This window comes from Roseivirga sp. AWQ4_251 (assembly GCF_056158225.1).
On record NZ_JBSWSW010000002.1, the window covers coordinates 1,902,095 to 1,926,799 of the forward strand.

Here is a 24,705-nt window from a genome sequence, read left to right on the forward strand (position 1 = left end):
TAATTTTGGCCTGATAGGAGACAGATATATGAACCCAGAAATTAAAAAAATAGCCGTACTAACTTCAGGAGGAGATGCCCCAGGCATGAACGCAGCAGTGAGAGCAGTAGTTAGGGCGAGCATTTTTTATAAGCTAGATGTTTACGGTATTTATAAAGGTTATGATGGCCTTATTAAAGGTGATATGGAACAACTTCAGGTGCGTTCTGTGTCTAACATTCTAAGCAGAGGAGGTACATTTTTATTGTCTGCCCGAAGCGCTGAATTCAGAACAAAAGAAGGACGAGCCAAGGCTTACGAAAATTTCAAAGCCAATGACTTGGATGCTTTGGTAGTTATTGGAGGAGATGGATCTTTCACAGGAGCTGATGTTTTCAGTCAAGAATATGATGTCCCTGTAATTGGTGTCCCTGGAACCATTGATAATGATTTGGCAGGAACCGATTATACAATTGGATACGACACAGCCTGTAATACAGCTACTGAAGCTATTGACAAAATACGTGACACAGCCTCTTCGCACGAGAGACTTTTCTTTGTAGAAGTTATGGGTAGAGACGCTGGTTTTATTGCGGTTAATTCAGGCATTAGTGGAGGTGCGGTAGCCATGCTTCTTCCTGAGCATAATTGGAGCATCGATGACCTTATCAAAAGGTTAAGAAAAGGGGCTGCGAATCAGAAAGCTTCTAACGTGGTTATTGTGGCCGAGGGTTGTAAGTTGGGTAATGCTTATGAAATTGCAGGGAAGGTGAAGGAACAACTAAGCTATTTCGATATTCGCGTTACCGTTTTAGGCCACCTGCAAAGAGGTGGAGCACCAACCACTCAAGATAGAGTTTTAGCGAGTAGGCTAGGTGTAGCTGCTGTAGAAGGGCTTCTTAATGGTCAATCTAATGTTATGGTTGGTATGATCAACCATCAGATTGAATATACCCCAATTAGTGAAGCTGTTAAAACTGAAAAGCGCATTGATAACGAAGAATTCAGAATCGCCAAAATTCTTTCTATTTAACAATTAGTCCTTTGGCCTTTTATTCCTTATCGAAGCTTCCCTTTAATAAGGATAATGAGATTTTTTTCCTTTTCACAACCTTTTGAAACTGACTCATTTCGTGTGATATCATTTTTTGAATGCATATCTTCGGGGCTTTATAATTTTGGGGAGTTCAAGTTGAATGGAGAATTTTGGTATAAGTCAAAAACTTAGTGTTACATTACTTGCCATTTTTGGAAAAATAAAGAAGTCTCATCGCCTTAAGGCTATTGTTTTTTTTCTTGCTCTCCTATTTGGAGCGAGCTCGTGCGTTCCTTACAAGAATGTAGTTTACTTTCAAGACGAAAATGGAGACACTTACGATGCTCCAGCTTTGCCAGAAGTTTACAAAGTAAAAGAGGGAGACCTTTTGCAAGTAGAAATTAAAACACTTACTGAGAATACGGAAGATTTTATTTTAGGAGGAGGATCTACAACAGGCAATGTGGGCCAAAGTAAAACGGGTAACCCTCAAATGTTATTAAGGGGCTTTTTGGTAAGTGAAGATGGAGACATAGACTTACCCCTTTTAGGCAAACAAAAGGTTGCTGGGCTTTCTACAGATGAGATTAGTACTACTTTAGAAGCTAAACTTCAAGATTACAAGAAGTTTTCAAAGGTTAAGGTGACATTAACGAATTTTTCTATCAATGTAATGGGAGAAGTAAAATCACCGGGAGTGCAATATATTTATGACTCCAAATATTCCCTTTTTCAAGCGCTATCTAATGCCGGAGACCTTACGGATTTTGGAAATAGGAAGAGAATTAAACTGATTAGAGAGGAATCAGGAAAAATTAAGAATATCAATTTTGACCTTACTAGCCCAGAATCATTGAGCTCAAATTATGTATATCTTAAGCCTGGAGACATGATTTATGTGGAGCCCGTTAAGGCAAAAATTACCCGATCAAATACTCAGAATGTTTCATTGGGCGTCTCTTTAGCTTCATTTATGATTACTGTTTTAGCCCTTTTTGCAAAGTAAATGAGCATCCTTTCTATCTCAATCAATTGTTGAAAAAATGTCAGAAGGAACTACAGAAGTACGAGATTTCGATTTAAAATACTGGATTTTAAGAATTTTAGGGTATTGGTATTTCTTTGTCGTAGCGGTGATTTTAGCGGTTTTTGCTGCTCAAATGTATCTGCGATATACGGAAAGTATTTATCAAGTAAAGTCTACCTTGTTGGTGTCCGATGAAAGCCAGTCATCCGACATCAATATGGATATTCTTTCTGGGCTTACAGGTACTCGATCATTACGCCCATCTTCTGGGGGACTCGCCAAAGAAATGTCTCTCATTCGATCATACGAGATAATCGAAAGGACACTCGATAGCCTTAATTTTCAGGTTGGTTATTTTTCCGAAGGTAATTTCAAATCAAATGAGCTTTATTCCAAAGCTCCTATTGATGTTAGGGTTATAGATGGACATTTTCAAACCAAGGAAAATCTGTACTTCAATTTTAAAAAGGGAGATTCTTATGAGGTTTATATTAAAACAGAAGATGAGGAGCTTCGGTCGTGGGGTTGTGCTTATGGTGAAGAGTGTTCTTCAGAAGAGTTTTCATTTGTAACAACCTTAAAGGATGTATCTCAGATCAATAAGTTAGAAGGGCCTTTGTATATAAGAATATATGACTTGGAAAAACTTACCATATCGTATATGCAAACGGTCAAAATTGAAAGTGACGATCCCCTAGCAGGTAGGTACACTTCGAGCGGAATTATAGGATTGGAAATCAACGGACCACTAATTGAAAAAAACACTGCCTTTCTTAATGCGCTCTCTCAAACCTTTATTAACTATCACCTTCAGGAGAAAAACAAGATCGCTAATAATACTATTGAATTTATAGACATTCAATTAGCTTCCATTTCAGATTCGTTAAGAAAAGTTGAGACGGGACTTGAAGAATACAGAGCCAAGGAAGGAATCATTGACCTAACAAGTACTGGCCAGTTCTTGTTGACTAAGATTTCTGAATTGGAAAGTCAAAAATCGTTGATTGAGTTAAATCAAAAATATTACGATTACCTATCAGACTATTTATCAAAGGAATTTATTGGTGAAAACCAGATTATATCTCCAGCAACTGCAGGTATAACAGATCCATCTTTGACTTCATTGGTTTTAGAACTAAATGTGGTTTTGACTGAAAAGGCAAAATTGTCTACTACGGAAGGAGAGCGAAGCCCCTTGCTTGCAGGGTTGGATCAGCAAGTTCAAGACATTAAACAGAGGCTAAGAGAAAGCCTAAAAAATATAAAGGCAAATAGTGTTTTATCTCTTGATCAAATCAAAGAGGAACTTTCAGCACTTAATCAAGATGTAGGCGAATTGCCAAGAAATGAAAGAGAGCTATTGTCAATCAAAAGAGAATTTGAACTCAATAATGAACTTTATACTTTTCTGTTAAAAAAGAAATCTGAATCTGAGATTACCAAAGCTGCAACCCAGCCAAATATCAGAGTACTAAATAAGGCCAGAGCTCTACAGGCTGTTCTTATTGGCCCAATGTCCATTAAAATATATTTGATGGCTATTGCAGCCTCATTTTTAATTGTATTAGCAGGGCTGGCAATTAAGTTTTTCTTCAATAATACTATTTCAGATATAAGTCAGGTAAGAACGCCAGGGGAGAGTACTGTTTTGGCTAGTATACCTCACATGACAAGTAGAGATAAAGGGAAAGTTTCAGTTCTTAAGTCGCCAAAAAGCCCATTGGCTGAGGCGTTCAGAAGTATTAAGCTTAATTTGGATTTTCTAATCCCTAATACACAGGGAGTTAAGGTGGTGGGGATTACATCTGCGGTTAGTGGTGAAGGTAAAACCTTCTGTGCCGTGAATCTTGCTCAGGTTTTGGCTTTATCTAATAAGAAAACTTTACTTATTGGCTTAGACTTACGAAAACCTCGATTGCAAGAAGAGCTTGGGCTTGCGAATATTTCAGGACTGAGTAATTATCTGATTGGTTCTGAAAACTTAGAAGATATTATTCAGAAAGGAGAATTGGATAGTCTTGATGTAATCACTAGCGGGCCCGTTCCTCCGAATCCTGCAGAACTTATAACCAATGGCCGATTGTCAGAAATGATGGAACTGCTAAAGGAGAGGTATGAGTATATTATTATAGATGGGCCTCCAATTGGCCTAGTTACAGATTACGTTTCTTCGTTGCCGTTAATTCATACTACCTTATTTGTAGTTAGAATGAACTATTCTCAGGTAAATTCTACTGATATTTTGAATTATTACCAATCCTTGGGTAATCTAAATAGATGTCATATACTGGTGAATGACTCAAATAATGGAGTGAGTGGCAGGTATGGTTATGGTTACGGAAAAGGTTATGGTTATTATGATCAGGAAGAGAAAGATTCATTCTGGTCAAGAATATTCAAGAGAAAGAAATAAGAACTGTCTAGAAAATTGATACTCAGTAAACGGGACTGAGCGGGCGAAGCTGTACATTTTCTTCAAACATCTTTTGACTTTTTTATATCTAATAATTGAGCTTTGAAACATCATGTCGTTAACTAAAAAGGCAGGAAAAGCTAGTATTTTACTTTTGCTTAGAAGGGTCTGGGGAGGTATTGTAAGCTTTATTGTCATGGCTTACTTAGCTCGTGAGCTCGATGTTAAAGACTTTGGCGTTTTGGCTATTTCATCGGTTTTTATAGATCTTAGTAGGTCTTTAATCGTGAGTGGAATTTCTGAATTTGCCCTTTTTCAGAAAGATGCTAATCAGAAGGATTTATTTAATGCGGTATTTTGGTTTAGTGCACTAGCCTGTTTACTGCTTTGTATTATTGTTATACCTATAGCTCCATTCTGGGCTTCGTATTATGACAATGATAAGATTCAGGGCATCATTTACCTTCTTTTAGTTTCGTCAGTATTGCAAATTATGGGGGAAGTTCCTTCAGCAATTTTTAAGAAGGAAATTAATTTTGCGCCATTAATTAAAACCCAAATGATAATGAATACCATTGCTAATGTTGGTAAGGTGGTATTTGCGTATTTAGGTTTTGGAGTTTATAGTTTGGCTTTGCCTAGTGCTATAGTAGCGCCAATAACCACTTTTTTACTCTTTTATCAGGCTCACTTTATTCCGAGGCGAGTACTTGGTTTAGAGTATTGGAAACGGATTTTCAATTTTACTAGGTATGTAGTTGGCCAAAGAATACTTGGAGCCTTAGTTTATAAAGGAGATCAATTCATTTTAGGTTCTATTTGGGGAATGGAATTATTGGGCGTATACAGTTTAGCGTCTCAATTTGCTCAGTTAATTCCAACTTATCTTACCCCAGTTGTACAAAGTGTTACAGATCCTATTTTGGCTAAAGAAAACGATGACTTAGATAAGCTAAAGGAATACTTTCATAAGGTGATTAGGATGATTTCATTCATCATTATTCCTATGTTGTTCTTAATTCTAATAAATACTGAGTTTTTAATCACGTCTATTTATGGCCAGAAATGGGAAGCCGCGGTAATTCCTGCTCAGTTCATTATGCTCCACCTTTTGGTAAGAACAGTAAGTTCTCCTACTTCTGGATTGTATACCATCGTTAATAAACCTAAAATAGGGTATTATTATAATTTGATATATTCTCCAGTTTTTCTTGCTCTGCTTTTTGTATTGGCTTCTAACCTGGAATTTACTATTGCAATTTTAGCCATTTGTATGGTGAAAATTTTGGGCTCAATGGCGCACTTTTTCATTATACCTCATTATTCTCATGAGAGTAGAACATCAATTCTTAAAGTAGTTTCTCCAATCTATTTTTCTTCACTTATTGCATTGCTATTCGTGATTCCAATTTTTTATTATGAGGGCCTATTATTTATGATACTCAAGAGCTTAATCTTTATTGGAGTATTGATTGGGAGTATGAGGCTATTAAATAAAAAGAATACGGAATTATTTCTGAAAAGTATTAAACCGCTTATTCCAACCAAGTTTCAACGATTTATATGAGTAACCCAGAAAAGTTAACATCAAGAGAGTATTGGGAAGAGTATTACGGAGCAAAAAAGGCTCACAAAGAAAGCATTTCTCGAATGTGCTCATATTATGACAAGTTTTGGGATATGCTTTTTTCCAAAAATGCTAATCCCTTACCTGAATCGCTCATTGAAATTGGTGGATACCCTGGGAGGTACTTGGCATATTTGGCGGATAAGTACAAAGTGAAGCCTACCAATTTGGATTATAATTCTGATGCAGAATTGATTAAAGAAAATATGAAGGCCTTTGAAGTAGAGGACTACGAAATTATCCAAACTGACTTTTTTAAATATGAACCGAAACGACAATGGGATGTGGTGATTTCCAATGGATTTATCGAACATTTCGATGATTTCGGGCAAGTTATGGATCTTCACCTGCCATATGTAAAGCCAGGGGGAACTTTGCTCATTATGATCCCAAACAAGCGGAACTACATTCAATTATATAAGACCATAACCGATAAGGCTAATCTCGATGTGCATAATCTTAATTGTATGAAAATTGAGATTTTTGAAAAGTTTGCAGAAAAGCACGGCCTAAATACACTTCACCTTGATTATTACGGAGGCTTTCCTTATAAAACTCACCAGAGCCTAAATCTATTTCAAAAGATGATTTATCACCCTCATAGGTATGTTTTTAAAAACTATTTGAACAAATGGGTTGAGTTTAACCCTAATAAAAATTTATCATCACTTATTGTAGGTGTTTTCCAGCGACCCTTAAATGGTTAAAATCAATCATTTTAAAAAAGAATTAAAGTGAGAAGAACAAGAGTTGGAATATTAAGTGGCTCAATACCTTCAACCGTTTTTATTGAGCGGCTGATTGAAGGCTTGAGCGCAAATGAGAATATTTCGATTTACGTTTTTGGTAGGGTTAACGCACAATTACCTAAGTACTATAAAAACGCAAAAGCACTTGGCTTTACTTCCAACATTAATCTAATATTGGTCGGATTAAAGTTTCGTTTACTTTTTCTGTTTAAACCCCAGCTTTGGGCTCAACTCAATGGCGTTTGGAAAGCCCAAGGAGGCTTAAAGGCAAAGCTGAAATTATGGGGAAGAACTTTGCCAATTGTTTATAGCGAGATTGATATACTACATATTCAGTGGGTAAAGGATGTTAGAAAGTTTATTTTTTTGGAAGAACTTGGAGTAAAGGTTATTGCGAGTTTAAGAGGAGGGCAAGTGAACTACGAACCATTGGCAAATCCTGCTCTTGCAATGGATTTTTCAAGGCTATTTAAAAAATGTTCTGCATTTCACGGTGTTTCACAAGCCATTGTTGATGAAGCCTGCAAGTATGCCTCTATTGCAGATAGGTCAAAGGTGGTTTATTCAGGTTTGTCATTAGTGAACTATCCTTTTAAAGAGAAAAAACCTTCGTTCAATAGTCCTCTTAAGTTAATTTCTGTAGGTCGGCCTCATTGGAAAAAAGGATATCAGTTTTCCATAGATGCGTGTAAAGTGCTTGCCGAAAACCAAGTTAACTTTGAGTATGTAATTGTTGGAGGAGTTTCCGAAGAATTTCAATTTCAAATTTATGATCTAGGCCTAGAAAGTCAGGTTAAACTGGTAGGCCATAAAACGCATGACGAGGTTAAATCCTTAATGGCAAATAGCGATATCCTTATTTTACCTTCTGTGGAAGAAGGAATTGCCAATGTAGTGCTTGAAGCAATGGCCTTAGGAACAATTGTATTGAGTACAACTTGTGGAGGTATGAAAGAGGTTTTACGCGATGAATATAACGGGTTTCTTGTTCCTACACGATCGAGTGAATCCATTGCTCTGAAAATAAATGACATCTTAAAATTTTCTCCTACTGCAATTGAAAAAATTCGAATCAATGCAAGGAGTACTATTGAGGTTCAGTTTTCAGATGTTAAAATGGTAGAAGATATGTTGGCGCTTTATCAATCTGTTGAGGCTTAAACTCATGAAGAAGAAAGTAATAGGCATTGTAATCCCAGGTACAATTACGTATTCCGAAACCTTTTTTACTAACAAGATTGACGGACTGATAACCAATGGTTTTGAGGTGCTGATTTTTGCCACTTCATCAAAGAGCACCAAAGAAACCAAGAAATATAATTATCGCTTTCAATGGAGATTGTCTGGTTCAAACAAAGTTAGGCTTGTTCAAGTCATGGTGGGAATACTCTACCTGGCACTACGGTCTCCCAACAAAACCTTAAAGTATATTAATTTGGAAAGGCAATCAGGCTCTTCCCTGATTAACTCTTTAAAGGCTGGTTATATTAACGCTCATATTCTGTTAGAAAAAAGAGTAGACCATTTGCATTTTGGTTATGCCACCATGGGGGTTGGGAAGGAACTGTTGGGAAAAACATTGAATTGCAATACCTCTTGTAGCTTTAGAGGTTATGATATAGACTTATATCCACTTACTCAAAAGGAAAATCCTTATTTAAAGCTCTGGAAACACATCTCAAAAGTTCACTCTATTTCAGAATACCTTCTTAGAAAGGCACAGAATGAATATCAGTTACCAAAGAATGTTCCTTCAGCCATTATATCTCCGGCTATTTCAAGCCAAATGTTTAATCAAGGAGAAAGAAGTGGTTTTTTTAAAAGCGGGAAAGTTAGGATTCTTATGGTTGGGAGGCTGACTTGGAAAAAAGGTCACGAATATGCTTTTTTAGCAATCAAGGAATTAAGAGATTTGAATATTGATGTTGAGCTAACCATTGTTGGAAAAGGAGACGATTGGGAAAGGCTTAATTTTGCGAAACATCAGCTCAACTTAGAATCAGCTATTAATTTTGAAGGGGCTTTGGGGCATCATGAGATCATTGAGTTAATGAATTCTCATGACATATTTTTACACCCATCAGTTCAAGAAGGGTTTGGAAACGCGGTACTTGAGGCTCAGGCTTCGGGACTGCTTTGTGTTGTTGGAAATGCTGGCGGGCTAGCTGAAAATGTGATGAATGAAGAAACAGGATGGGTGGTTCCATCCCGTGATCCCAATCTTCTAGCAGAAAAAATAATAGAGATTACTAAGACTCCAATGGATATCTTGATGGAAACTTCTCGAAGAGCTCAAGTTAGGGTTAGAGATAGTTTCGACTTAGGCATTCAGGAAGAAAAATTCAAGAATTTTTTTGAGTGTTGAGTTTCTCTTTTTAAAGGTTTCCTGATTTTTCTAACAGTATTTTCAATGATGAAAACAACATAATGTCAAAGCTGAAATCCCGGTTAACAAGAAAGTTATCGACCCTAATTAGATTCTATTTAGAAGAGAAGGCGAAATGGAAGGCCTCCAATTCCGTTAACAATGTTAGTGATTTAAAGGAGGAGGACGTGTTTTTTTTAACGGGTTTTGATAAATCAGGTACGACATGGCTTAGAGACATGCTGAACGATTGTGATAAAATCGTTTGTAGAGGTTCAGGCCAGTTTTTTAATTTTCATGCTCCAGAAACCCACTTTTTAAATAGTCAGTCTGTTGTTGAAGGACTTTTTGAAAGAATTCAATCGTCAGATGAATTTAACACTCCTAGCTCTAAGGTTTGGCTGAACGAATCTCTACTACATCAGGGGTTTAAAACGTTTTTTCTGACCGCATTTTTAGCTCATAAAAATTCTGGGATTGAAAAAGTGGGAGATAAGAGTACCGTTCAAGGATTGAATGAGATAAATCAATTCTTTCCTAAAAGTAAAAAAGTGGTAATTCTCAGAGACGGTCGTGACATCACCGTTTCTTTTGCTCATCATTTTACAAGAAGAGGTCAAGGAAGCAGGTTCGATGAATCAGGCGATATTAAGTCAGATCATATTGATAGATGTGCTAAAGCTTATTTTGAGTACTATAATCATCTTCTACAATTCAAAAATGATCCGAATGTGTATTTTTTGAAATATGAAAACTTGCTCTCTAATACAGAAGAAGAGTTAGCCAAGGTGGTTGAATTTTTGGGCGTTACAGAATCTGCAGAAAGTGTCGCACGTAGCTCTAAAAAGAACAACTTCCAAAATGTAACTGGAGGTAGAAAGTTGGGAGAAGAAGATGCGAGTTCATTTTTCAGAAAGGGAATTACAGGTGATTACCGAAATTATTTCTCGGCAGAACAACACGATCAATTTATTAACATTGCGGGCAATGCCCTATTAAACTGGGGATATAGCATTGATTTTTAATTTTATTAAATACGTAAATCCTACTTGGTACTTTAATTTAGAACCAAAAGGACCATATAAGTACTTTGTAAATGATGAGTATTTAGAAGGCAATAGGCAAATATTGTTAGATAAAAAATATGAATCTAAAGAAGCTCAAGTAAGGGATTTAGCATATCAAGCTTTTCAGTCAGGGTATATTAAAGCAGGTGACTCACCACATGAGGCTTTGAATATCTGGGTAAAGTCCCATTTGCCTGTTTGTGACGAGTATCGCTTTCTAGCCAAATATTATGGTAGATTATGGATGGTTTATGCCCTTTGTTTGAGAGTGTTTTCGTTTAAAAATCCATTTCGAGAGATCAAAGGCTTTCTAAAGAATGCTAAAGTTAAGAAGGTTAAATTACAACTTGATTATAATGGAGAATCACTCGACCGGTTTGAAAGTGAATTGGTAAAAGAAGAGCCACTTATTTCAGTAATTATTCCAACCTTAAATAGGTATGAATATCTCAAGGACGTTTTTCGAGATTTAGAACTCCAAGATTATAAGAATTTCGAAGTCCTTGTGGTTGATCAGACTGACGACTTTGATGAAAGTGTTTATCAAGGGTGGAAGTTGAATATGAAATATTGGAAGCAAAGTGAGAAGGCTCTTTGGCAAGCTCGAAATGAAGCCATTCGAAGAGCTAAAGGCAAGCTGATTTTGCTGTATGATGATGATTCTTTAGTTGATCCAGATTGGATTAGCCAGCATTTGAAAGCGTTAGATTTTTTTAACTGTGATATCTCGTCTGGTGTTTCTTTGAGCACAAAAGGAGGTGAAATTCCTGCACACTATTCGATTTATAGGTGGAGTGATCAATTGGATACTGGTAATGTACTCATTAAAAGAGAGGTGTTTGAGCAAATTGGGTTGTTCGATCTCCAATTTGAGAAACAAAGAATGGGCGATGGAGAATATGGTTTGAGGGCTTATTTGTCGGGCTTCAGTAATATTTCAAACCCTAAAGCCAAAAGAATACACCTAAAAGCAGGTAAAGGAGGTTTAAGGCAAATGGGTAGTTGGGATGCTTTCAGACCTAAATCTTTTTTTTCGCCAAGACCTATTCCTAGTGTGCTTTATTTATACCGGAAATATCATGGAAACCATCTCGCGATACTGGCTTTATTTAAGAACTTGCCACCTAGTTTGGTTCCTTATAAATTTAAGAAGAACAAAATCTTGTTAGCAATTGGCTCGCTATTTACCCTAATTTTGCTACCCTTTATTTTGGGTCAAGTGATTTGGTCATGGAGAATTTCTACTCAAAAAATGAAATCACCTATGATTGAAAAACTTTCATAATTACAGAGTTAATGCCACGCGTTTTAGTCATATCTTCAGAATTCCCTCCTGGGCCAGGCGGAATAGGCCAGCATACGGCAAGTATGGTTCTAACCCTAAAGTCGCAATTTGATATTGATGTTTTGTGTAATCAAGATTACGCTGACAAATCCGAAATAGACCAATTTAACGATGCCTTGCCGACCAGCGTCAGGGTCATTAATTTTATTGGAAGAGATAAGAGCTTTCATACTTTAAGAAGAATTTTTCAGGCAGTGAGATTGTCTAATGGAGAGTATGGACGGATTATTCTTTCAGGCAGATTGCCATTATGGATTGGCTTTTTCATTAAGCTTTTTTTGAAAAGAGAAACACATGCTTTCATTCATGGATTTGAAGTGAATCAGAGTTCTTTTTTGATTTCAAGATTTACGGAGTTGTCTTATAGGGCGGCTGATTATTTGTATCCGGTTTCCTCCTTTACTGGCACTTTTTTAAACCCTAGTAAAAAGCAAGAAGTGAAAGTAATCCCAAATGGGTTGGATAAGTCCTTTTTTGATTTATGTCAAGAAGTAAAAGGCATCAAGGTAGATGGACTAAAGGGCTACCCATCTATATTAACCGTGGGCAATGTTACAAGAAGAAAGGGCCAACATAGAGTAATCAAGGCTTTGCCTGCTATTCTGGAAAAATTCCCAGAAGCCCATTATCATATCGTGGGTTTGCCAACTCAAAAAGAGGAATTTGTAGGTATAGCAAACGAGTTGGGCGTTTTGGATTCAATTACCTTTCATGGGAGAGTGCCTTCCAAATTGGATCTTATACAAAAATATAAAGGTGCCGATATTTTCATCATGTTATCTGAAAATCAGTCTAACGGAGATGTTGAGGGTTTTGGTATAGCAATTTTGGAAGCTAATGCAGTTGGGGTACCAGCAATTGGTGCCCTTGGTTGCGGAATTGAGGATGCCGTTGGTGATAATAACGGTTTGCTGGTAGATGGTGATAATGCAGGTGAAATAAGTGAGGCAGTTGAGGCAATACTATCCCAAAAAGAAAGATATAGAAAGGGGGCCGTGGCTTGGGCACAAAAGCATAAGTGGCAAGAGCTAGTAAAGGAAATGTTATGAGAATTCTAATTATCTCGCATACTGAACATTATTCTTCCAGTAATGGAGAGATTAGAGGATGGGGTCCCACTATCAGAGAAGTGGACTATTTGGCAGAAAAATATGGAAAGGTTGTCCATGTAGCTTGTCTAAAGAAAAATGAAGCTCCTCCCATGAGCGCGGCAAGCTACTCCTCAAAAAACGTTGAGTTTATCAGCATACCAGATTTTGGAGGAGCGGGAGTTGTTAATAAACTTAAAATTTTTCTTTCCTCTCCACGGATCATTTCCACAGTGTTTAAAGAGCTTAGAAAAGCAGATGTTTTTCAATTTCGTGCTCCTACCTCTATGGGTATGTATTTAATCCCGTTGCTAACATGGTTTACAAAGAAGCCAGGTTGGTTCAAGTATGCTGGTAACTGGAATCAACAAAATATGCCATTTTCATACAGGTTCCAGAAAGTTTTTCTGTCAGATTATCAGAAAAGGCCAGTTACGGTAAATGGTAAGTGGGATTATCAAAAAGATCATATTCATACTTTTGAAAACCCATCTATTTCGGAAGAGGAATTAGAAGTGGGAGCAAAGGCAATTTCTGCCAAGAATTATGCAGCTCCCTTTGTTGGTTGTTTTGTTGGGCGTTTAGAGTTTGCAAAGGGTGTAGATAGGATTTTGGAAAATCTATCTCTATTTAGTCAAAAGGGTATTAAGACAATTCACTTCGTAGGGGAAGGCGTTAATATCGAGAATTATAAACAAACTGCGCAGAACAGTGATGTAGAATGCATTTTTTATGGAGGTTTAGACAAAAAGGATATTTCAGCCATATATGCACAATCTCATTTTCTATTGTTACCCTCTACTGCTTCGGAAGGTTTTCCAAAGGTAATCTCGGAAGGCGCAAACTTTGGTTGTATTCCTATTGTCTCTAATATTTCTAGCATTCCCCATTACATAAACCCTTCAAATGGCTTCCTTTGGGATGTTGAAACCGAATCTTTTTCTGATTTTGTGTCGAAAGTAAAGTTTTCAGGTGATTTAAAAGCGCAAGCTTTAGAAGCATCAAAAATTGCCCCTTTATTTACGTTTCGTTCTTATGCCGATAAGCTGGATGTTACTGTTTTTGATAAAGCGGATTTGTTGAATAAATAGAATAGATAACTTTTGAAATTAAGAGATATACTTCACGTCATAATATTAATAGCCTTGGTTCTCATTGGGAAATTGGCTGTTATTTTATGGTTCTATTTAGCTGTAGGTTATCATTTGTTCAAAAGCCTAAAAGCCGAAGATTTCTCTTATCATGTTGCTGCCATTTTACTCTATTTAATTCCTATTGAACTTCTTGCTCGTGTATTAGGGGCTTCGCCTTTCATTCCTTATGAAGCGGGTAAATATCTTACCTTCCTTATTCTTATGTATGTGGCCTTAAGGGTTAAACTCCGTAAAGGGCAATGGGCGTCTGCTATCATGATTTTACTTTTGCCTGGGTTGCTGATGTCTACAGGATTTAAGGGCATAGTTTTCAATTTGATGGGGATGGTAAATATGGCATTGGGAGCCATCGTTTTTTCTAACATCTATATCGATTCTCGGCAAGTAAAAGGCCTGTTGATCAATTCCATATATCCTGTTTTAGTGTTGTTATTCTATTTGGTTCTTGTCAGTCCAGATTTAGATTCTGTTGACTTTAACTTGGGAGCTGTCAATGATACAACTGGTGATTTTGGATCTAATCAAGCATCTACCGTTTTAGGATATGGAATACTCTTATTTGGCTTTTTGTTTTTGAGAAGATGGAAGTTTTCTCCCTATAAGCTCGTGGATGCAGGGTTCTTACTCATCACCATTTTGTGGTGCTTACTTAGCTTTTCTAGAGGGGGTATGTTAGGTGCGGTTTTGTCGATTGGCTCAATTGTAGCGCTAAATATGTTGGAAAAAAGGAGGGCTAATCAGAGGAAAATAAAGTTTTCCTCGGTAATCATGGTAATAGTGGCTTTAATATTCAGCTTCATTATTGCAAACGAGATTACTGGCGGAAATTTACTTTTAAGATACCAAGGAGAAACTAGGGGGACATTGTTAGGGTCGAAGGACAAAAGTTTGGATCAATTGACCACAGGCCGATTGTCTATTTTCTTAAGGGATATAGATATTTTTCTAGATCATCCAGTGTTTGGTGTTGGGGCAGGTCAGGCGGCAGTCGTGGGAGCTCAAGAATATGGGAATGATAAAATTGCTCACGTAGAACTTTCAAGACTGTTATCAGAACATGGTATTTTGGGTGCTATTATTATTTTTTTAGTCTTTGTTTACCCCTTTCTAATTGCCCTAAAGGAAAAAGGGAGCCTAAAACGGAGTTGGATGATGGCCTTTTTAGTCCTAAGCCTCTTCTCTACAATGCATGCTGCTACCCGAACTATGATCAGTCCTATACTTTTTGGTCTTGCATTTATAAATATCAATGAAGAAAAGTAAGGCCCTTTACATTGGGAATATGCTAGCTATTCATGGGGCAAATCCAACTTCTGTAGATTTGCTTGGAGAGCGTTTGTCGAGTGATTTTAACGTAGTAAGAGCCTCTTCTAAAAGGAATCAATTGGTAAGGCTATTTCATATTTGGTGGGTAATATTCACTAACCGTAAATGTGATTTTCTTCTTATCGATACCTACAGTACCTCGGCTTTTGTGTTCGCATGGACATCAGCTCGTTTAGCCGAGGTTTTGAGAATCAAGTATATTCCTATTTTGCATGGAGGAGATTTGCCAAAAAGAATCGAAACATCGCCTGACAAATTGGAAAGGCTTTTAACCAAAGCGTATAAAGTTGTTTCGCCTTCCTCATACCTTAAATCTGCGATGCAGGGTTTTGTAGAAAGAGAATATGAAGTAATTCCTAATTTTATAGATATAGCGAACTACCCTTTCAAACCAGAAAGAACGGATTTAAGCGATCAGTTTAAAATATTATGGGTGCGATCTTTTCACTCGATTTACAATCCACAACTTGCCGTTCGGCTTTTGAAAAAAATGATTGATTTGGGATTTTATAATACCGAATTATGCATGGTTGGCCCTGATAAAGATGGTTCCTTGAATGAAGTTAAAGGTCTAGCCCGGCAGTTGAAAGTGGAAAATAATCTGAAGATTACAGGAGGGCTTTCAAAGACCGATTGGATTGTGCTTTCAGCGAATTATAATCTTTTCATCAATACAACAAATGTTGATAATGCTCCCGTAAGTGTAGTGGAGGCGGCAGCTTTGGGTATGCCCATCATTACAACGAATGTGGGTGGGCTACCTTTTATAATTACGGATCGGGTAAACGGTATATTGGTGCCGCCCAATGATGAAATCGCATTTTGTAATGCCATCCAAGAACTTGTTGAAAGTGCTGAATTAAGGAGTCAAATTGTTCAAGGTGGAAGAAATTTGGCTTTGACTTGGGATTGGCAAGCTGTAAGAAAACAATGGGTTGAATTATTAAAAAAAATCGACTGAACAATGAAAGCATTAGGAGTTAACATTTGGTATTGGCTCTGTAAATATGTTTTAATCGTATTTCCAGCTTCAACTTTTTCTAAAGTAGCCTTTTATGTCAATTGTAAAAGGTTATCATGCCAATGGTACAAGTTCAATTTGAACCCACCTTCTACCTTCAATGAGAAGCTCAACTATATCAAATTACATGACCGAAATCCGCTTTCTCCCGTTGTGGCAGATAAAGTTAGGGTAAGGGACTATGTTAAAGACACCGTTGGTGAATCTTATTTAATTCCGTGTTTAGGAGTTTACGAAAGAGGAAAGGAGGTTAATGAAAATGAACTTCCACAAAAGTTTGTAATTAAAACCAATCATGGAAGTGGATGGAATTTACTTGTGAACGATAAAGCTCAACATAACTGGCCCAACGAGAAAAGGAAGCTTGATATTTGGTTGGGCAAGAATTCATATTTTCTCAATAGAGAATGGCAATACAAACAAATTAAGCCTCTTTTGATTTGTGAAGAGATGCTGGAATTCGAAATAAAGGATTATAAATTTTTTTGCAGCAATGGAGAGGCAAAGTATGTTCAAGTAGATGCTGACCGATTTTCCAACCACAAAAGAAGTATTTACACAGCCGATACCTGGGAAGATTCTGATATGCAGATTCGATATTCAAAAACGGATGCTCCTATTCCTAGGCCAACCACTTTGGATGAGATGCGAGAAGTGGCCTCAAAGCTTTCCCAACCTTTCGTTTTTTGTAGAGTAGATTTGTACGAACATGCCGGACGAGTTTATTTTGGGGAAATCACGATTCACCCTGGAGGTGGTATTGAACCTTTTACTGACAAACAAATGGACTTGAAGATGGGTGAATTGATTGACCTGTCTCTAATGAAGGAATCCTACCTATAAACGATTTATTAAAGTGAGAATCATATTTTTTTATCAATACTTCGGAACACCTAAAGGCTCATGGAGTACTAGAGTTTATGAATTAACGAGAAGGTGGGTTCAAGCAGGGCATGAAGTTACCGTGGTGACTACGCCATATGACAAGTCGGATATTAAGGCAAAAGGATTTATATCTAGACAAGAAATAGAAGGCATTAAGCTCATTGTTATCAATTCAGGAGATTCCAATCGTCTTTCAGTTCCGGTTAGGGCTTTTCGAGCTCTGCGTTTTGCTTTAGTTTCTATTTATTATGCATTAAGTCAACCATACGATGTCTTAATTTCATCTTCTGGACCAATAACTATTGGTTTACCTCTGATTTTCGCTAAAAAAATCCGTAGGAAAAGGACTGTTTTTGAAGTTCGCGACCTTTGGCCTTCAGGAGGTATTGAGCTTGGATTAATCAAGGCAGGCTGGCAGAAGAAACTTGCACTTTGGTTTGAATCACTATGTTATAGGAATTCAAATTTGGTTGTTCCCTGTAGCCCGGGAATGAATCAGTCGATTATAGATAGATTTCCGAAAACAGAAACCTTGGTTATACCTAATGCTTGTGACCCTGAATTGTTCTCTGGAGTTTTTGAAAAGCCCAAGCTTTTTGTGGACAAACTAAGTGAAACGAAAGTATTCATTTATGCAGGTTCACTTGGCCTAATGGACGATTGTGTTCAAATCGTTAGAGCTATGTCTCTCTTAAAAGCTGAGCCGATTAGCTTAGTATTTATAGGTGACGGAGCTGAGAGAAAAATGCTAGAATCTGAGGCCGAAAAGTCGAACCCAGAAAATATTCATTTCTTGGGCTTAGTGCCTAAGACTGAGGTTGTAAAGTGGTTTTCAGTGGCTACAGCGAGTTTTGTTACATTTAAAGATTACCCGGTACTACACACGAGCTCTCCAAACAAGATGTTCGATTCTTTTGCTGCTGGTGTTCCTATAATTCAGTCAACCAAAGGGTGGATTAAAGAATTGGTAGAGAAGGAACGTTGTGGTTTGAATGTCCCTTCCGATGAACCTTCTCAATTTGCAGAGGCTATAAAAGCCCTGGCATACAATCCTAAATTAAGAGATGAAATGGCTCAAAATGCATTTCAATTGGCAAATTCAGATTTCAGCCGAAATGTGCTAGCCAAGAAATACATTGAAAAGATGCTACAGATTCAATAGTATTGTTTTTCCTCTCCCTAATCAATTGTAAATTTTTCGTTAAGTCTTCATTTTCTTTAGTACAAAAATCTGCGTTCATTGGCTTTAATCGTAGCAAATACAAAAGATTGTGTGCTAACTTTATTCTTTTAGGGGCAAACACCTGATAAGATTTAAAAATCTTAATAAATTTGTTCTGTATGACAGATGTAAATGTCATGCAAACTTGAACCGAACTCTTTTTAAACGGTTAGTTTTTATAATAAGAATAGGTTTGGTTTACCTCAATCGCAACGACATGTCGAAGACTTTTTTAATTACAGGTGGTCATGGCTTCTTGGGAGCAGAGCTTACAAGAGTTTTATCCGAGCGTTTTTCTACTCATACGCTTGGTCGATCTAAGTCAAATGACATTGTTGTCGATTTAGCTAATTCAATCCCTTCTTTTTCTTCTTCATTCGATATTGTTGTTCATAATGCGGGTAAGGCTCATGTGATTCCCCAATCAACAGAGGAAATCAATGACTTTTACAAGGTAAATCATCAGGGTACATTAAATTTATTGAGGGGATTAGAACTGTGCGAGTTTTTACCAAAAGCCCTAGTTTTAATCAGTTCTGTTGCTGTTTATGGCCTGGAATATGGTTCCTTACTTGATGAGGAGACTCCATTACAAGCAAAAGACCCATATGGTGAAAGTAAGATATTCGCAGAAAAATCTGTTTTAGAATGGGGAAAGAAGAATAATGTCCTTGTAAGTATTCTTCGTCTGCCAATCGTGGTTGGCAGTCAGCCGCTTGGCAACCTTCAGGCTATGATTAAGGCTGTTAGAAAAGGATATTATTTTCAAATAGGGAAAGATGATGTGAATAGATCAATGGTTCTTTCTCACGATGTCGCCAAGATTATTCCGGTTGTAGCTGAAAATGGAGGAGTATTTAATCTTACTGATGGTACGCATCCAACTTTTAGGGAGTTAGGGTTGGTTTTAGCTGAAAAGTTTGAGTTGCCAAACCCTAAAAAATTACCCTTATGGTTAGGTAAGTCTTTGGCAAAGACTGGAGATTTGGGTAGTAAGATATCGAATAAGGAAATGCCTTTTAATTCTAGGAAATTACAGAAAATGACGAGTTCACTTACTTTTTCCGATAACAAGGCAAGAAAAGTTCTAGGATGGAATCCAGGTTCTGTGTTAGGGTATTTAACGAATGTTTCTAAAACCGAGCTTGTCAATGTTTGATCAATATTTTTTTATTTTCAATCTGTCTTTCCTGATCCTGTTTGTGGTTCTTCTTTTACTCTATTTTAGAGTGGCTAGGCAGTATAAAATTATAGATAAGCCAAACTCTAGAAGCAGTCATGAGACACCAACTATTCGTGGAGGGGGGGTTGTTTTTGTGTTTTCCCTTCTTGTCTACGGTTTCTATTCAGGGTTCGACTTCGCTCTTTTTCTCATCGGGTTTATCGGGATATCAATCGTTAGTTTCTTAGATGACATTCATGATCTTAAGAAAAGAATTAGACTCGGGGTTCAGATTGTATCGAGTTTACTTCTAATTTATCAGGTGAGCGAAGGTAATTTGCTTTGGTGGCAATGGGTACCTTTGTTGGTTGTGGTTTTAGCTATGATCAATGCTTATAATTTCATGGATGGCATAAACGGAATTACAGGCTTTTATAGTCTAGTTTTCTTTTTGTCGGCTCTATGGCTTGTTTCTGAGAATGAATTTTTGAGTATACCTGTTGAACTCATCCTGTTGCCAATGATGGCTACTTTAGCGTTTTTGTTTTTTAATGCTAGAAAGAAGGCGAAATGTTTTGCTGGAGATGTAGGTAGTGTCTCTTTGGCTTTTTTAATTATTTTTCTCGTTGGTACTTTGTGTTGGCAGTCTGAGAATCCAATGTATTTATGGCTTTTAGGTGTTTACGGACTTGATACTGGTATGACCATTCTTCAGCGGCTTTGGTTGAGAGAGAATATTCTTCAAGGGCATAGAATGCATCTTTATCAGAAAATTGCTAATGAAGGTCAGGTTTCCCATGTGTTGGTTTCTTTGGTTTATGCTGTGTTTCAGCTTACCCTCAACGTGATTTTGGTTTTTTATATTCTGCCTTCTAAAGTAAACCCATGGTTGGCCAGTTTGGCTATAACAGTTTGTCTGGTTGTCATCTACGTTCCTTTGAAGTATGTGTTTAGCAGAACTAGAGAAGAAGAATTAGATGAAAAAAAAACCTATAAAAATGCTTTAGGGTTTAAATAGCATCAAATTTACTCAAAACTGACTATGTCGATCTAGTTAGTTTACATCACAATTTCTTTCGGACTTTTAAAATCTGTGGTATAGGCTAGAGCTAAATAGTGTGCAATTATGTTTTAAAAGTGCACTTCAGTTTTTGGATAAAAACAACAGCGATTCTGCTTCTCCTTTTACAAGGGTGAAAATAGAAAAAGCCACTCATTTGAGTGGCTTTTGATGTGTAGTCCGTAGGGGAATCGAACCCCTGTTACCAGGATGAAAACCTGGCGTCCTAACCCCTAGACGAACGGACCAAATAGTTGCAGAGGAGGAGGGATTCGAACCCCCGGATCCGTGAAGATCAACGGTTTTCAAGACCGCCGCATTCGACCACTCTGCCACTCCTCTGTGTGTGATCTCCCAATTGGGACTGCAAAGATAGAGGTTAATTTTTTAATACAAACAACTCAATGGAAATTTTTTAATCAAAATTTGATTCACGAATGTCCATTCTTGCTTTATCGATTGCGGCATTCATTTCGAAGCCTACCAGAAGAATGAGCGAAATGATAAAAAGCCAGAGCATAAGCACCAAAATGGCTCCAATTGATCCATATAGCTTATTGTATGTGCCAAAGTTGTTTATGTAGAAGGAGAAGCCAAAAGAAGCAATAAGCACTGCTAATGTTGAAAATATAGAGCCTAAACTAAAAAAGTGCCATTTTTCATGGATAGCTGGTGCAAAATAATAGATAGAGGAAATAGCCACCTGAAAGATGATGTAGAGAAGAACAAATCTCAAGATAATTAGGAGGTCGACTGATATAATATCACTCACTAGGGATCTTATTTCAGAGTCACTTAGCATTTGCTGGCCTACGATTAGTAAAGCAACGGCTATTATGAAAGAAAGAGAAAGAATCAAGATTAATCCTGTGGCTGTTATTCTAACGGAAAGAAATCCCCTAGTTTCTTTTGTTTTGTAGCATGCATTGAAAGCGCCCATCAAAGAGGCCATTCCGTTTGTTGAAAGAATTAAGGTCATGATGAAGCCCAATGAAAGCAGGCCACCTCTTTGCTTGCTGATAATATCGTGAATGGTGGTTTCTGCGGCTTCATAGAGATTGTAAGGCATAATGTCTCTCAAAAAGCCGATAATTTCTTCATTGTTTAAGGCGGGGAAGAAATATTGAATGTATGGGGTGAGCGTAAACAGAAAGATGATGGCGGGAAATATTGCCATGGTAAAACTGAATGCTACACCATTCGCTCGATCGAGAATTTCGTCATTTGCCATTTTTCGCATAAAAATGACAATGGCATCGTAAAGACCGATCTTGTCTTTGCCGAGCTTTATTCTTTGCAGAAAAGCTACCAGCCTTAAATAGTGCTTGTTTTCGAAAATAAGATCCAGAATCTTATTTTTCATCGAAATGGGGCTTTAACGTTTCAATAAGTTCTTTTGGAGCTCTGGTAGGGCGGTTGGTTTCCATGTCAATAAAAACTAAAGTGGTATAGCCTTCATTGAGGGTTTTTCCTTCTTCATTATTGATTTTGTATTCAAACCTCATTCTTACACTTGGTATTTCTGGAATAACTACCTGAACCGTGAGTAGTTCGTCATATTTCGCTGGTGCATTGTACTTGCTGTAGTTTTCATACACAGGCATCATTACGCCCTTTTTTTCAAGTTCGCTATAGCTGAAGCCTATTTGCCTTAGGGCTTCCACCCTTCCTACTTCGTAATAAGTAGCATAATTGCCATAATATACATAAGCCATTTGGTCGGTTTCGGCATATCGAACACGAATTTGGGTGGAAGCAGAATACATGCTATCTAAAAATTTTTCTTTTGTTTAATGCTTGTTGAAAGAGACTTGCATTTCTGTTGTGTTCGGCAAGTGTTTTTGCGAACCGGTGATACCCAGAAAAGTCTTCTTTAGCACACATATAAAGATAGTTATGCTTTTCGTAATTCAATACCGCATCTATTGAACGGATAGTCGGTAAGTTGATTGGTCCTGGAGGCAGGCCTCGATTTAAGTAAGTATTGTATGGGCTTTGAACTCTTTTGTGTTCGTTTAAAACCCTTTGAATCGTGAAGTCGCCTAAGGCATAAACCAAGGTTGGGTCTGCCTGAAGAGCAATATTTTTATTTAAGCGATTAAGGTATAGGCCTGCAATTGTGGGACTTTCGTCAGACATAATGCTTTCTGCTTGAACAATTGAGGCTAGAATGGAAACTTCCGTAGGTGTTAAGTTCAATGCTTTTGCTTTCGCAAGCCGGCTTTCGCTCCAGAATTTTTCATGTTCTTTAGCCATTTTATCGAAAAGCTCATCTGCAGAGATTGTCCAGTAAACTTCATAAGTATTGGGGATGAATAGCGTCATTACGTTATCTGAATTCACCCCATACTTTTCTAAGAAGCTGTCATTATTCAATAGCGAGAGAAATTCAGAAGATTGTACTCCCGTGTTCTGAGTTATTTTTTCAGCCAGTTCATTTTTGAGTTGAACATTGTTGAACGTAACGTGGACAGGTTGTTGGTTGCCGGCTCTTAACATTCTAACGGCTTCCAAATTCGACATGCCTGATTTCATTGCATAAACTCCCGGTTTAACCAAGTCTTGGTAACCCAAAACTTTGGCCACAAAGGAGAATGACACAACATCGTTTATGATTTTGGCATCATAAAACTGATTTCTCACCGAATCAAAATCATCATCATGATCGATTAATACAGTTTGATCGGCTTGGTCTATCAAAATGTTCGCTCCGTAAAACACTTGATAGAAATAAAATGAAAATGAGGTCAGCAGCACGGAAAAGACCACCATGGACAGGATGAAAATCTTTCTTTTCTTCATAAGGCCACAAAAATAAGCTTTTTGTCCTAACTTCGATTTGATAAAATAACGGCAATGAAAGCAGAATTGATTAGGCTTTATCCCGAAAATCCAGAACAAGACAAAATTGACCACATCGTATCTGTTTTAAGAGATGGTGGAGTGATAATTTATCCGACTGATACGGTTTATGGCATTGGCTGTGATTTCTCGAATACCCGAGCCGTGGAGCGAATTTGCCAGATTAAAGGAGTAAAACCACAGAACCTTTCATTCATTTGCTACGATTTAAGTGAGATTTCAGAGTATGTGCGTCAGTTGAATACTCCGATTTTTAAGGTGATGAAGAAAGCTTTGCCTGGGCCGTTTACTTTTATTCTGAATTCCAGTAGCAAAGTTCCTAAAGTCCTTAATGCTAAAAAGAAGACCGTGGGTATTCGCGTGCCTGACAACGATATTCCTCGTATGATTGTGAAAGAACTTGGCAATCCAATTATTACCACTTCAATTAGGGATGAAGATGAGGTGATCGAATATTCTACCGACCCTAGTTTGATCTATGAGAAGTTTGAGAATTTGGTAGATATTGTCATCGATGGTGGTTATGGCGGTAATATTCCTTCTACAGTGATTGATTGCTCTAATGATGATTTAGAGGTGATTAGAGAGGGCTTAGGACAAATTGAAGATTACATTTAATGCGTCAACTTCTAATCGATTTACATTACTTTCCTTCTATCGCGTATTTTACTGCACTTTATTATGCCGATGAAGTTTTGATAGACTGCAGCGAAAAGTTTGGTAAGCGCTCATATAGAAATCGCTGTTCCATCATTTCTGCCAATAAACCCCTTGATTTATCGGTTCCCGTTCATGGTGCCAATCGAAAGTTACCAGTTGAACGAATGGAAATCGATTATCATGAAAAATGGGTTAATAATCATTGGCGAGCCATTCAATCGGCCTATGGAAAGGCGCCATTTTTCGATTTTTATTCAGAAATATTTAAAGAAGAGTTGTATGCCGAACCAGCGCGATTGGTCGATTTAAACCGAAGTTTACTGTCAATCTGTCTTAAGTTTTTAAAAATCGGAACAAAGGTCAGTTTTATCCATTCAAAATCTGATTTGCCTCAAGATGGCCTCTGGGACCTCCGGGAGCAAATTCACCCTCGAAACCCTATTGAAAAACTAGACTGGTTTGTGTCAATTCCTTATCAGCAAATCTTTGGCAAAAACTTTGTTCCTAACATGAGCATTCTAGATCTCTTGTTTTGTTGCGGGCCAGAAGCAATAATGGTTTTGAAGCAATCGGGCACTAACCTGGCGAACAATTAGTTTATTGATTACGTTTTGTGTTAGATGGTTTAAGGAAACTTACTATATTGATCTAACTAAC

Annotated in this window: 22 protein-coding genes and 2 tRNA genes; 19 read left to right on the forward strand and 5 right to left on the reverse strand. The window is 37.4% G+C overall.

Features of this window, described 5'->3' with window-relative positions:
* Positions 1–28 precede the first annotated feature (28 nt).
* The 17 genes from pfkA to ACXACJ_RS22315 all read left to right on the forward strand — a co-directional run bounded on the left by pfkA (position 29) and on the right by ACXACJ_RS22315 (position 20,484).
* Positions 29–1,012 (forward strand): 6-phosphofructokinase, encoded by a 984-nt coding sequence (gene pfkA / locus ACXACJ_RS22235; RefSeq protein WP_475136639.1) that lies wholly within the window; start codon positions 29–31, stop codon positions 1,010–1,012.
* 163 nt (positions 1,013–1,175) lie between these two features.
* Positions 1,176–2,021, forward strand: a complete 846-nt coding sequence (locus ACXACJ_RS22240) for a polysaccharide biosynthesis/export family protein (protein WP_475136640.1) — start codon at positions 1,176–1,178, stop codon at positions 2,019–2,021.
* A 37-nt stretch (positions 2,022–2,058) separates the two neighbouring features.
* Positions 2,059–4,455 carry a GumC family protein gene (locus ACXACJ_RS22245; RefSeq protein WP_475136641.1) on the forward strand — a complete coding sequence of 799 codons (2,397 nt, stop codon included), beginning with the start codon at positions 2,059–2,061 and terminating at the stop codon, positions 4,453–4,455.
* A gap of 112 nt (positions 4,456–4,567) precedes the next feature.
* The gene (locus tag ACXACJ_RS22250) at positions 4,568–6,022 is read left to right on the forward strand and encodes an oligosaccharide flippase family protein (protein ID WP_475136642.1); all 1,455 of its coding nucleotides are present in this window, start codon (positions 4,568–4,570) and stop codon (positions 6,020–6,022) included.
* Entirely contained in the window at positions 6,019–6,789 is a 771-nt protein-coding gene (locus tag ACXACJ_RS22255; RefSeq protein WP_475136643.1) for a class I SAM-dependent methyltransferase, read from the forward strand. Before ACXACJ_RS22250 ends, ACXACJ_RS22255 begins: the two co-directional genes overlap by 4 nt.
* A 27-nt stretch (positions 6,790–6,816) precedes the next feature.
* Positions 6,817–7,992 carry a glycosyltransferase family 4 protein gene (locus tag ACXACJ_RS22260; RefSeq protein WP_475136644.1) on the forward strand — a complete coding sequence of 392 codons (1,176 nt, stop codon included), beginning with the start codon at positions 6,817–6,819 and terminating at the stop codon, positions 7,990–7,992.
* 4 nt (positions 7,993–7,996) lie between these two features.
* The gene (locus ACXACJ_RS22265) at positions 7,997–9,196 is read left to right on the forward strand and encodes a glycosyltransferase family 4 protein (protein WP_475136645.1); all 1,200 of its coding nucleotides are present in this window, start codon (positions 7,997–7,999) and stop codon (positions 9,194–9,196) included.
* 62 nt (positions 9,197–9,258) lie between these two features.
* Positions 9,259–10,221: a sulfotransferase domain-containing protein gene (locus ACXACJ_RS22270; protein WP_475136646.1), complete on the forward strand. Its 963-nt coding sequence runs from the start codon at positions 9,259–9,261 to the stop codon at positions 10,219–10,221.
* Positions 10,211–11,548, forward strand: a complete 1,338-nt coding sequence (locus tag ACXACJ_RS22275) for a glycosyltransferase (protein ID WP_475136647.1) — start codon at positions 10,211–10,213, stop codon at positions 11,546–11,548. The genes ACXACJ_RS22270 and ACXACJ_RS22275 overlap by 11 nt, the downstream gene beginning before the upstream one ends.
* Before the next feature lie 11 nt (positions 11,549–11,559).
* Entirely contained in the window at positions 11,560–12,657 is a 1,098-nt protein-coding gene (locus ACXACJ_RS22280; protein WP_475136648.1) for a glycosyltransferase family 4 protein, read from the forward strand.
* Positions 12,654–13,787 (forward strand): glycosyltransferase, encoded by a 1,134-nt coding sequence (locus tag ACXACJ_RS22285; protein WP_475136649.1) that lies wholly within the window; start codon positions 12,654–12,656, stop codon positions 13,785–13,787. The genes ACXACJ_RS22280 and ACXACJ_RS22285 overlap by 4 nt, the downstream gene beginning before the upstream one ends.
* Positions 13,788–13,799: 12 nt before the next feature.
* On the forward strand, positions 13,800–15,113 hold the full coding sequence (locus ACXACJ_RS22290) for an O-antigen ligase family protein (protein ID WP_475136650.1): 1,314 nt from the start codon (positions 13,800–13,802) through the stop codon (positions 15,111–15,113).
* Complete coding sequence (locus tag ACXACJ_RS22295) at positions 15,100–16,137, forward strand: glycosyltransferase family 4 protein (protein ID WP_475136651.1); 1,038 nt, start codon at positions 15,100–15,102, stop codon at positions 16,135–16,137. Before ACXACJ_RS22290 ends, ACXACJ_RS22295 begins: the two co-directional genes overlap by 14 nt.
* Positions 16,138–16,140: 3 nt before the next feature.
* Positions 16,141–17,040, forward strand: coding sequence for an ATP-grasp fold amidoligase family protein (locus ACXACJ_RS22300; protein ID WP_475136652.1), 900 nt, complete (start codon positions 16,141–16,143; stop codon positions 17,038–17,040).
* A 13-nt stretch (positions 17,041–17,053) separates the two neighbouring features.
* On the forward strand, positions 17,054–18,244 hold the full coding sequence (locus tag ACXACJ_RS22305) for a glycosyltransferase family 4 protein (RefSeq protein WP_475136653.1): 1,191 nt from the start codon (positions 17,054–17,056) through the stop codon (positions 18,242–18,244).
* 277 nt (positions 18,245–18,521) lie between these two features.
* Complete coding sequence (locus tag ACXACJ_RS22310) at positions 18,522–19,463, forward strand: NAD-dependent epimerase/dehydratase family protein (protein ID WP_475136654.1); 942 nt, start codon at positions 18,522–18,524, stop codon at positions 19,461–19,463.
* Complete coding sequence (locus ACXACJ_RS22315) at positions 19,456–20,484, forward strand: MraY family glycosyltransferase (protein WP_475136655.1); 1,029 nt, start codon at positions 19,456–19,458, stop codon at positions 20,482–20,484. Before ACXACJ_RS22310 ends, ACXACJ_RS22315 begins: the two co-directional genes overlap by 8 nt.
* Before the next feature lie 218 nt (positions 20,485–20,702).
* Here ACXACJ_RS22315 and ACXACJ_RS22320 read toward each other — a convergent pair.
* From ACXACJ_RS22320 to mltG, 5 genes are all read right to left on the reverse strand, one after another.
* A tRNA-Glu gene (locus ACXACJ_RS22320) sits at positions 20,703–20,774 on the reverse strand.
* Between the two features lie 9 nt (positions 20,775–20,783).
* Positions 20,784–20,868 (reverse strand) — tRNA-Ser (locus tag ACXACJ_RS22325).
* Positions 20,869–20,941: 73 nt separating this feature from the next.
* Positions 20,942–21,889 (reverse strand): YihY/virulence factor BrkB family protein, encoded by a 948-nt coding sequence (locus ACXACJ_RS22330; RefSeq protein ID WP_475136656.1) that lies wholly within the window; start codon positions 21,887–21,889, stop codon positions 20,942–20,944.
* Positions 21,879–22,292 (reverse strand): acyl-CoA thioesterase, encoded by a 414-nt coding sequence (locus tag ACXACJ_RS22335; RefSeq protein ID WP_475136657.1) that lies wholly within the window; start codon positions 22,290–22,292, stop codon positions 21,879–21,881. The genes ACXACJ_RS22330 and ACXACJ_RS22335 overlap by 11 nt, the downstream gene beginning before the upstream one ends.
* Position 22,293: 1 nt before the next feature.
* Positions 22,294–23,328, reverse strand: coding sequence for an endolytic transglycosylase MltG (mltG, locus tag ACXACJ_RS22340; protein WP_475136658.1), 1,035 nt, complete (start codon positions 23,326–23,328; stop codon positions 22,294–22,296).
* A gap of 54 nt (positions 23,329–23,382) precedes the next feature.
* Here mltG and ACXACJ_RS22345 point away from each other — a divergent pair, with 54 nt between their 5' ends.
* Together ACXACJ_RS22345 and ACXACJ_RS22350 are read left to right on the forward strand one after the other, a co-directional pair.
* Positions 23,383–24,006 (forward strand): L-threonylcarbamoyladenylate synthase, encoded by a 624-nt coding sequence (locus ACXACJ_RS22345; RefSeq protein ID WP_475136659.1) that lies wholly within the window; start codon positions 23,383–23,385, stop codon positions 24,004–24,006.
* Positions 24,006–24,644 (forward strand): WbqC family protein, encoded by a 639-nt coding sequence (locus ACXACJ_RS22350; RefSeq protein ID WP_475136660.1) that lies wholly within the window; start codon positions 24,006–24,008, stop codon positions 24,642–24,644. The genes ACXACJ_RS22345 and ACXACJ_RS22350 overlap by 1 nt, the downstream gene beginning before the upstream one ends.
* The last annotated feature ends 61 nt before the right edge of the window (positions 24,645–24,705 follow it).

Excerpts from the sequence above, each read along its gene's own strand:
- pfkA (WP_475136639.1), top strand. The coding sequence starts at position 29 with ATGAACCCAGAAATTAAAAAAATAGCCGTACTAACTTCAGGAGGAGAT.
- ACXACJ_RS22240 (WP_475136640.1), top strand. The coding sequence starts at position 1,176 with ATGGAGAATTTTGGTATAAGTCAAAAACTTAGTGTTACATTACTTGCC.
- ACXACJ_RS22245 (WP_475136641.1), top strand. The coding sequence starts at position 2,059 with ATGTCAGAAGGAACTACAGAAGTACGAGATTTCGATTTAAAATACTGG.
- ACXACJ_RS22250 (WP_475136642.1), top strand. The coding sequence starts at position 4,568 with ATGTCGTTAACTAAAAAGGCAGGAAAAGCTAGTATTTTACTTTTGCTT.
- ACXACJ_RS22255 (WP_475136643.1), top strand. The coding sequence starts at position 6,019 with ATGAGTAACCCAGAAAAGTTAACATCAAGAGAGTATTGGGAAGAGTAT.
- ACXACJ_RS22265 (WP_475136645.1), top strand. The coding sequence starts at position 7,997 with ATGAAGAAGAAAGTAATAGGCATTGTAATCCCAGGTACAATTACGTAT.
- ACXACJ_RS22270 (WP_475136646.1), top strand. The coding sequence starts at position 9,259 with ATGTCAAAGCTGAAATCCCGGTTAACAAGAAAGTTATCGACCCTAATT.
- ACXACJ_RS22280 (WP_475136648.1), top strand. The coding sequence starts at position 11,560 with ATGCCACGCGTTTTAGTCATATCTTCAGAATTCCCTCCTGGGCCAGGC.
- ACXACJ_RS22285 (WP_475136649.1), top strand. The coding sequence starts at position 12,654 with ATGAGAATTCTAATTATCTCGCATACTGAACATTATTCTTCCAGTAAT.
- ACXACJ_RS22295 (WP_475136651.1), top strand. The coding sequence starts at position 15,100 with ATGAAGAAAAGTAAGGCCCTTTACATTGGGAATATGCTAGCTATTCAT.
- ACXACJ_RS22300 (WP_475136652.1), top strand. The coding sequence starts at position 16,141 with ATGAAAGCATTAGGAGTTAACATTTGGTATTGGCTCTGTAAATATGTT.
- ACXACJ_RS22310 (WP_475136654.1), top strand. The coding sequence starts at position 18,522 with ATGTCGAAGACTTTTTTAATTACAGGTGGTCATGGCTTCTTGGGAGCA.
- ACXACJ_RS22315 (WP_475136655.1), top strand. The coding sequence starts at position 19,456 with ATGTTTGATCAATATTTTTTTATTTTCAATCTGTCTTTCCTGATCCTG.
- ACXACJ_RS22330 (WP_475136656.1), bottom strand. The coding sequence starts at position 21,889 with ATGAAAAATAAGATTCTGGATCTTATTTTCGAAAACAAGCACTATTTA.
- ACXACJ_RS22335 (WP_475136657.1), bottom strand. The coding sequence starts at position 22,292 with ATGTATTCTGCTTCCACCCAAATTCGTGTTCGATATGCCGAAACCGAC.
- mltG (WP_475136658.1), bottom strand. The coding sequence starts at position 23,328 with ATGAAGAAAAGAAAGATTTTCATCCTGTCCATGGTGGTCTTTTCCGTG.
- ACXACJ_RS22345 (WP_475136659.1), top strand. The coding sequence starts at position 23,383 with ATGAAAGCAGAATTGATTAGGCTTTATCCCGAAAATCCAGAACAAGAC.
- ACXACJ_RS22350 (WP_475136660.1), top strand. The coding sequence starts at position 24,006 with ATGCGTCAACTTCTAATCGATTTACATTACTTTCCTTCTATCGCGTAT.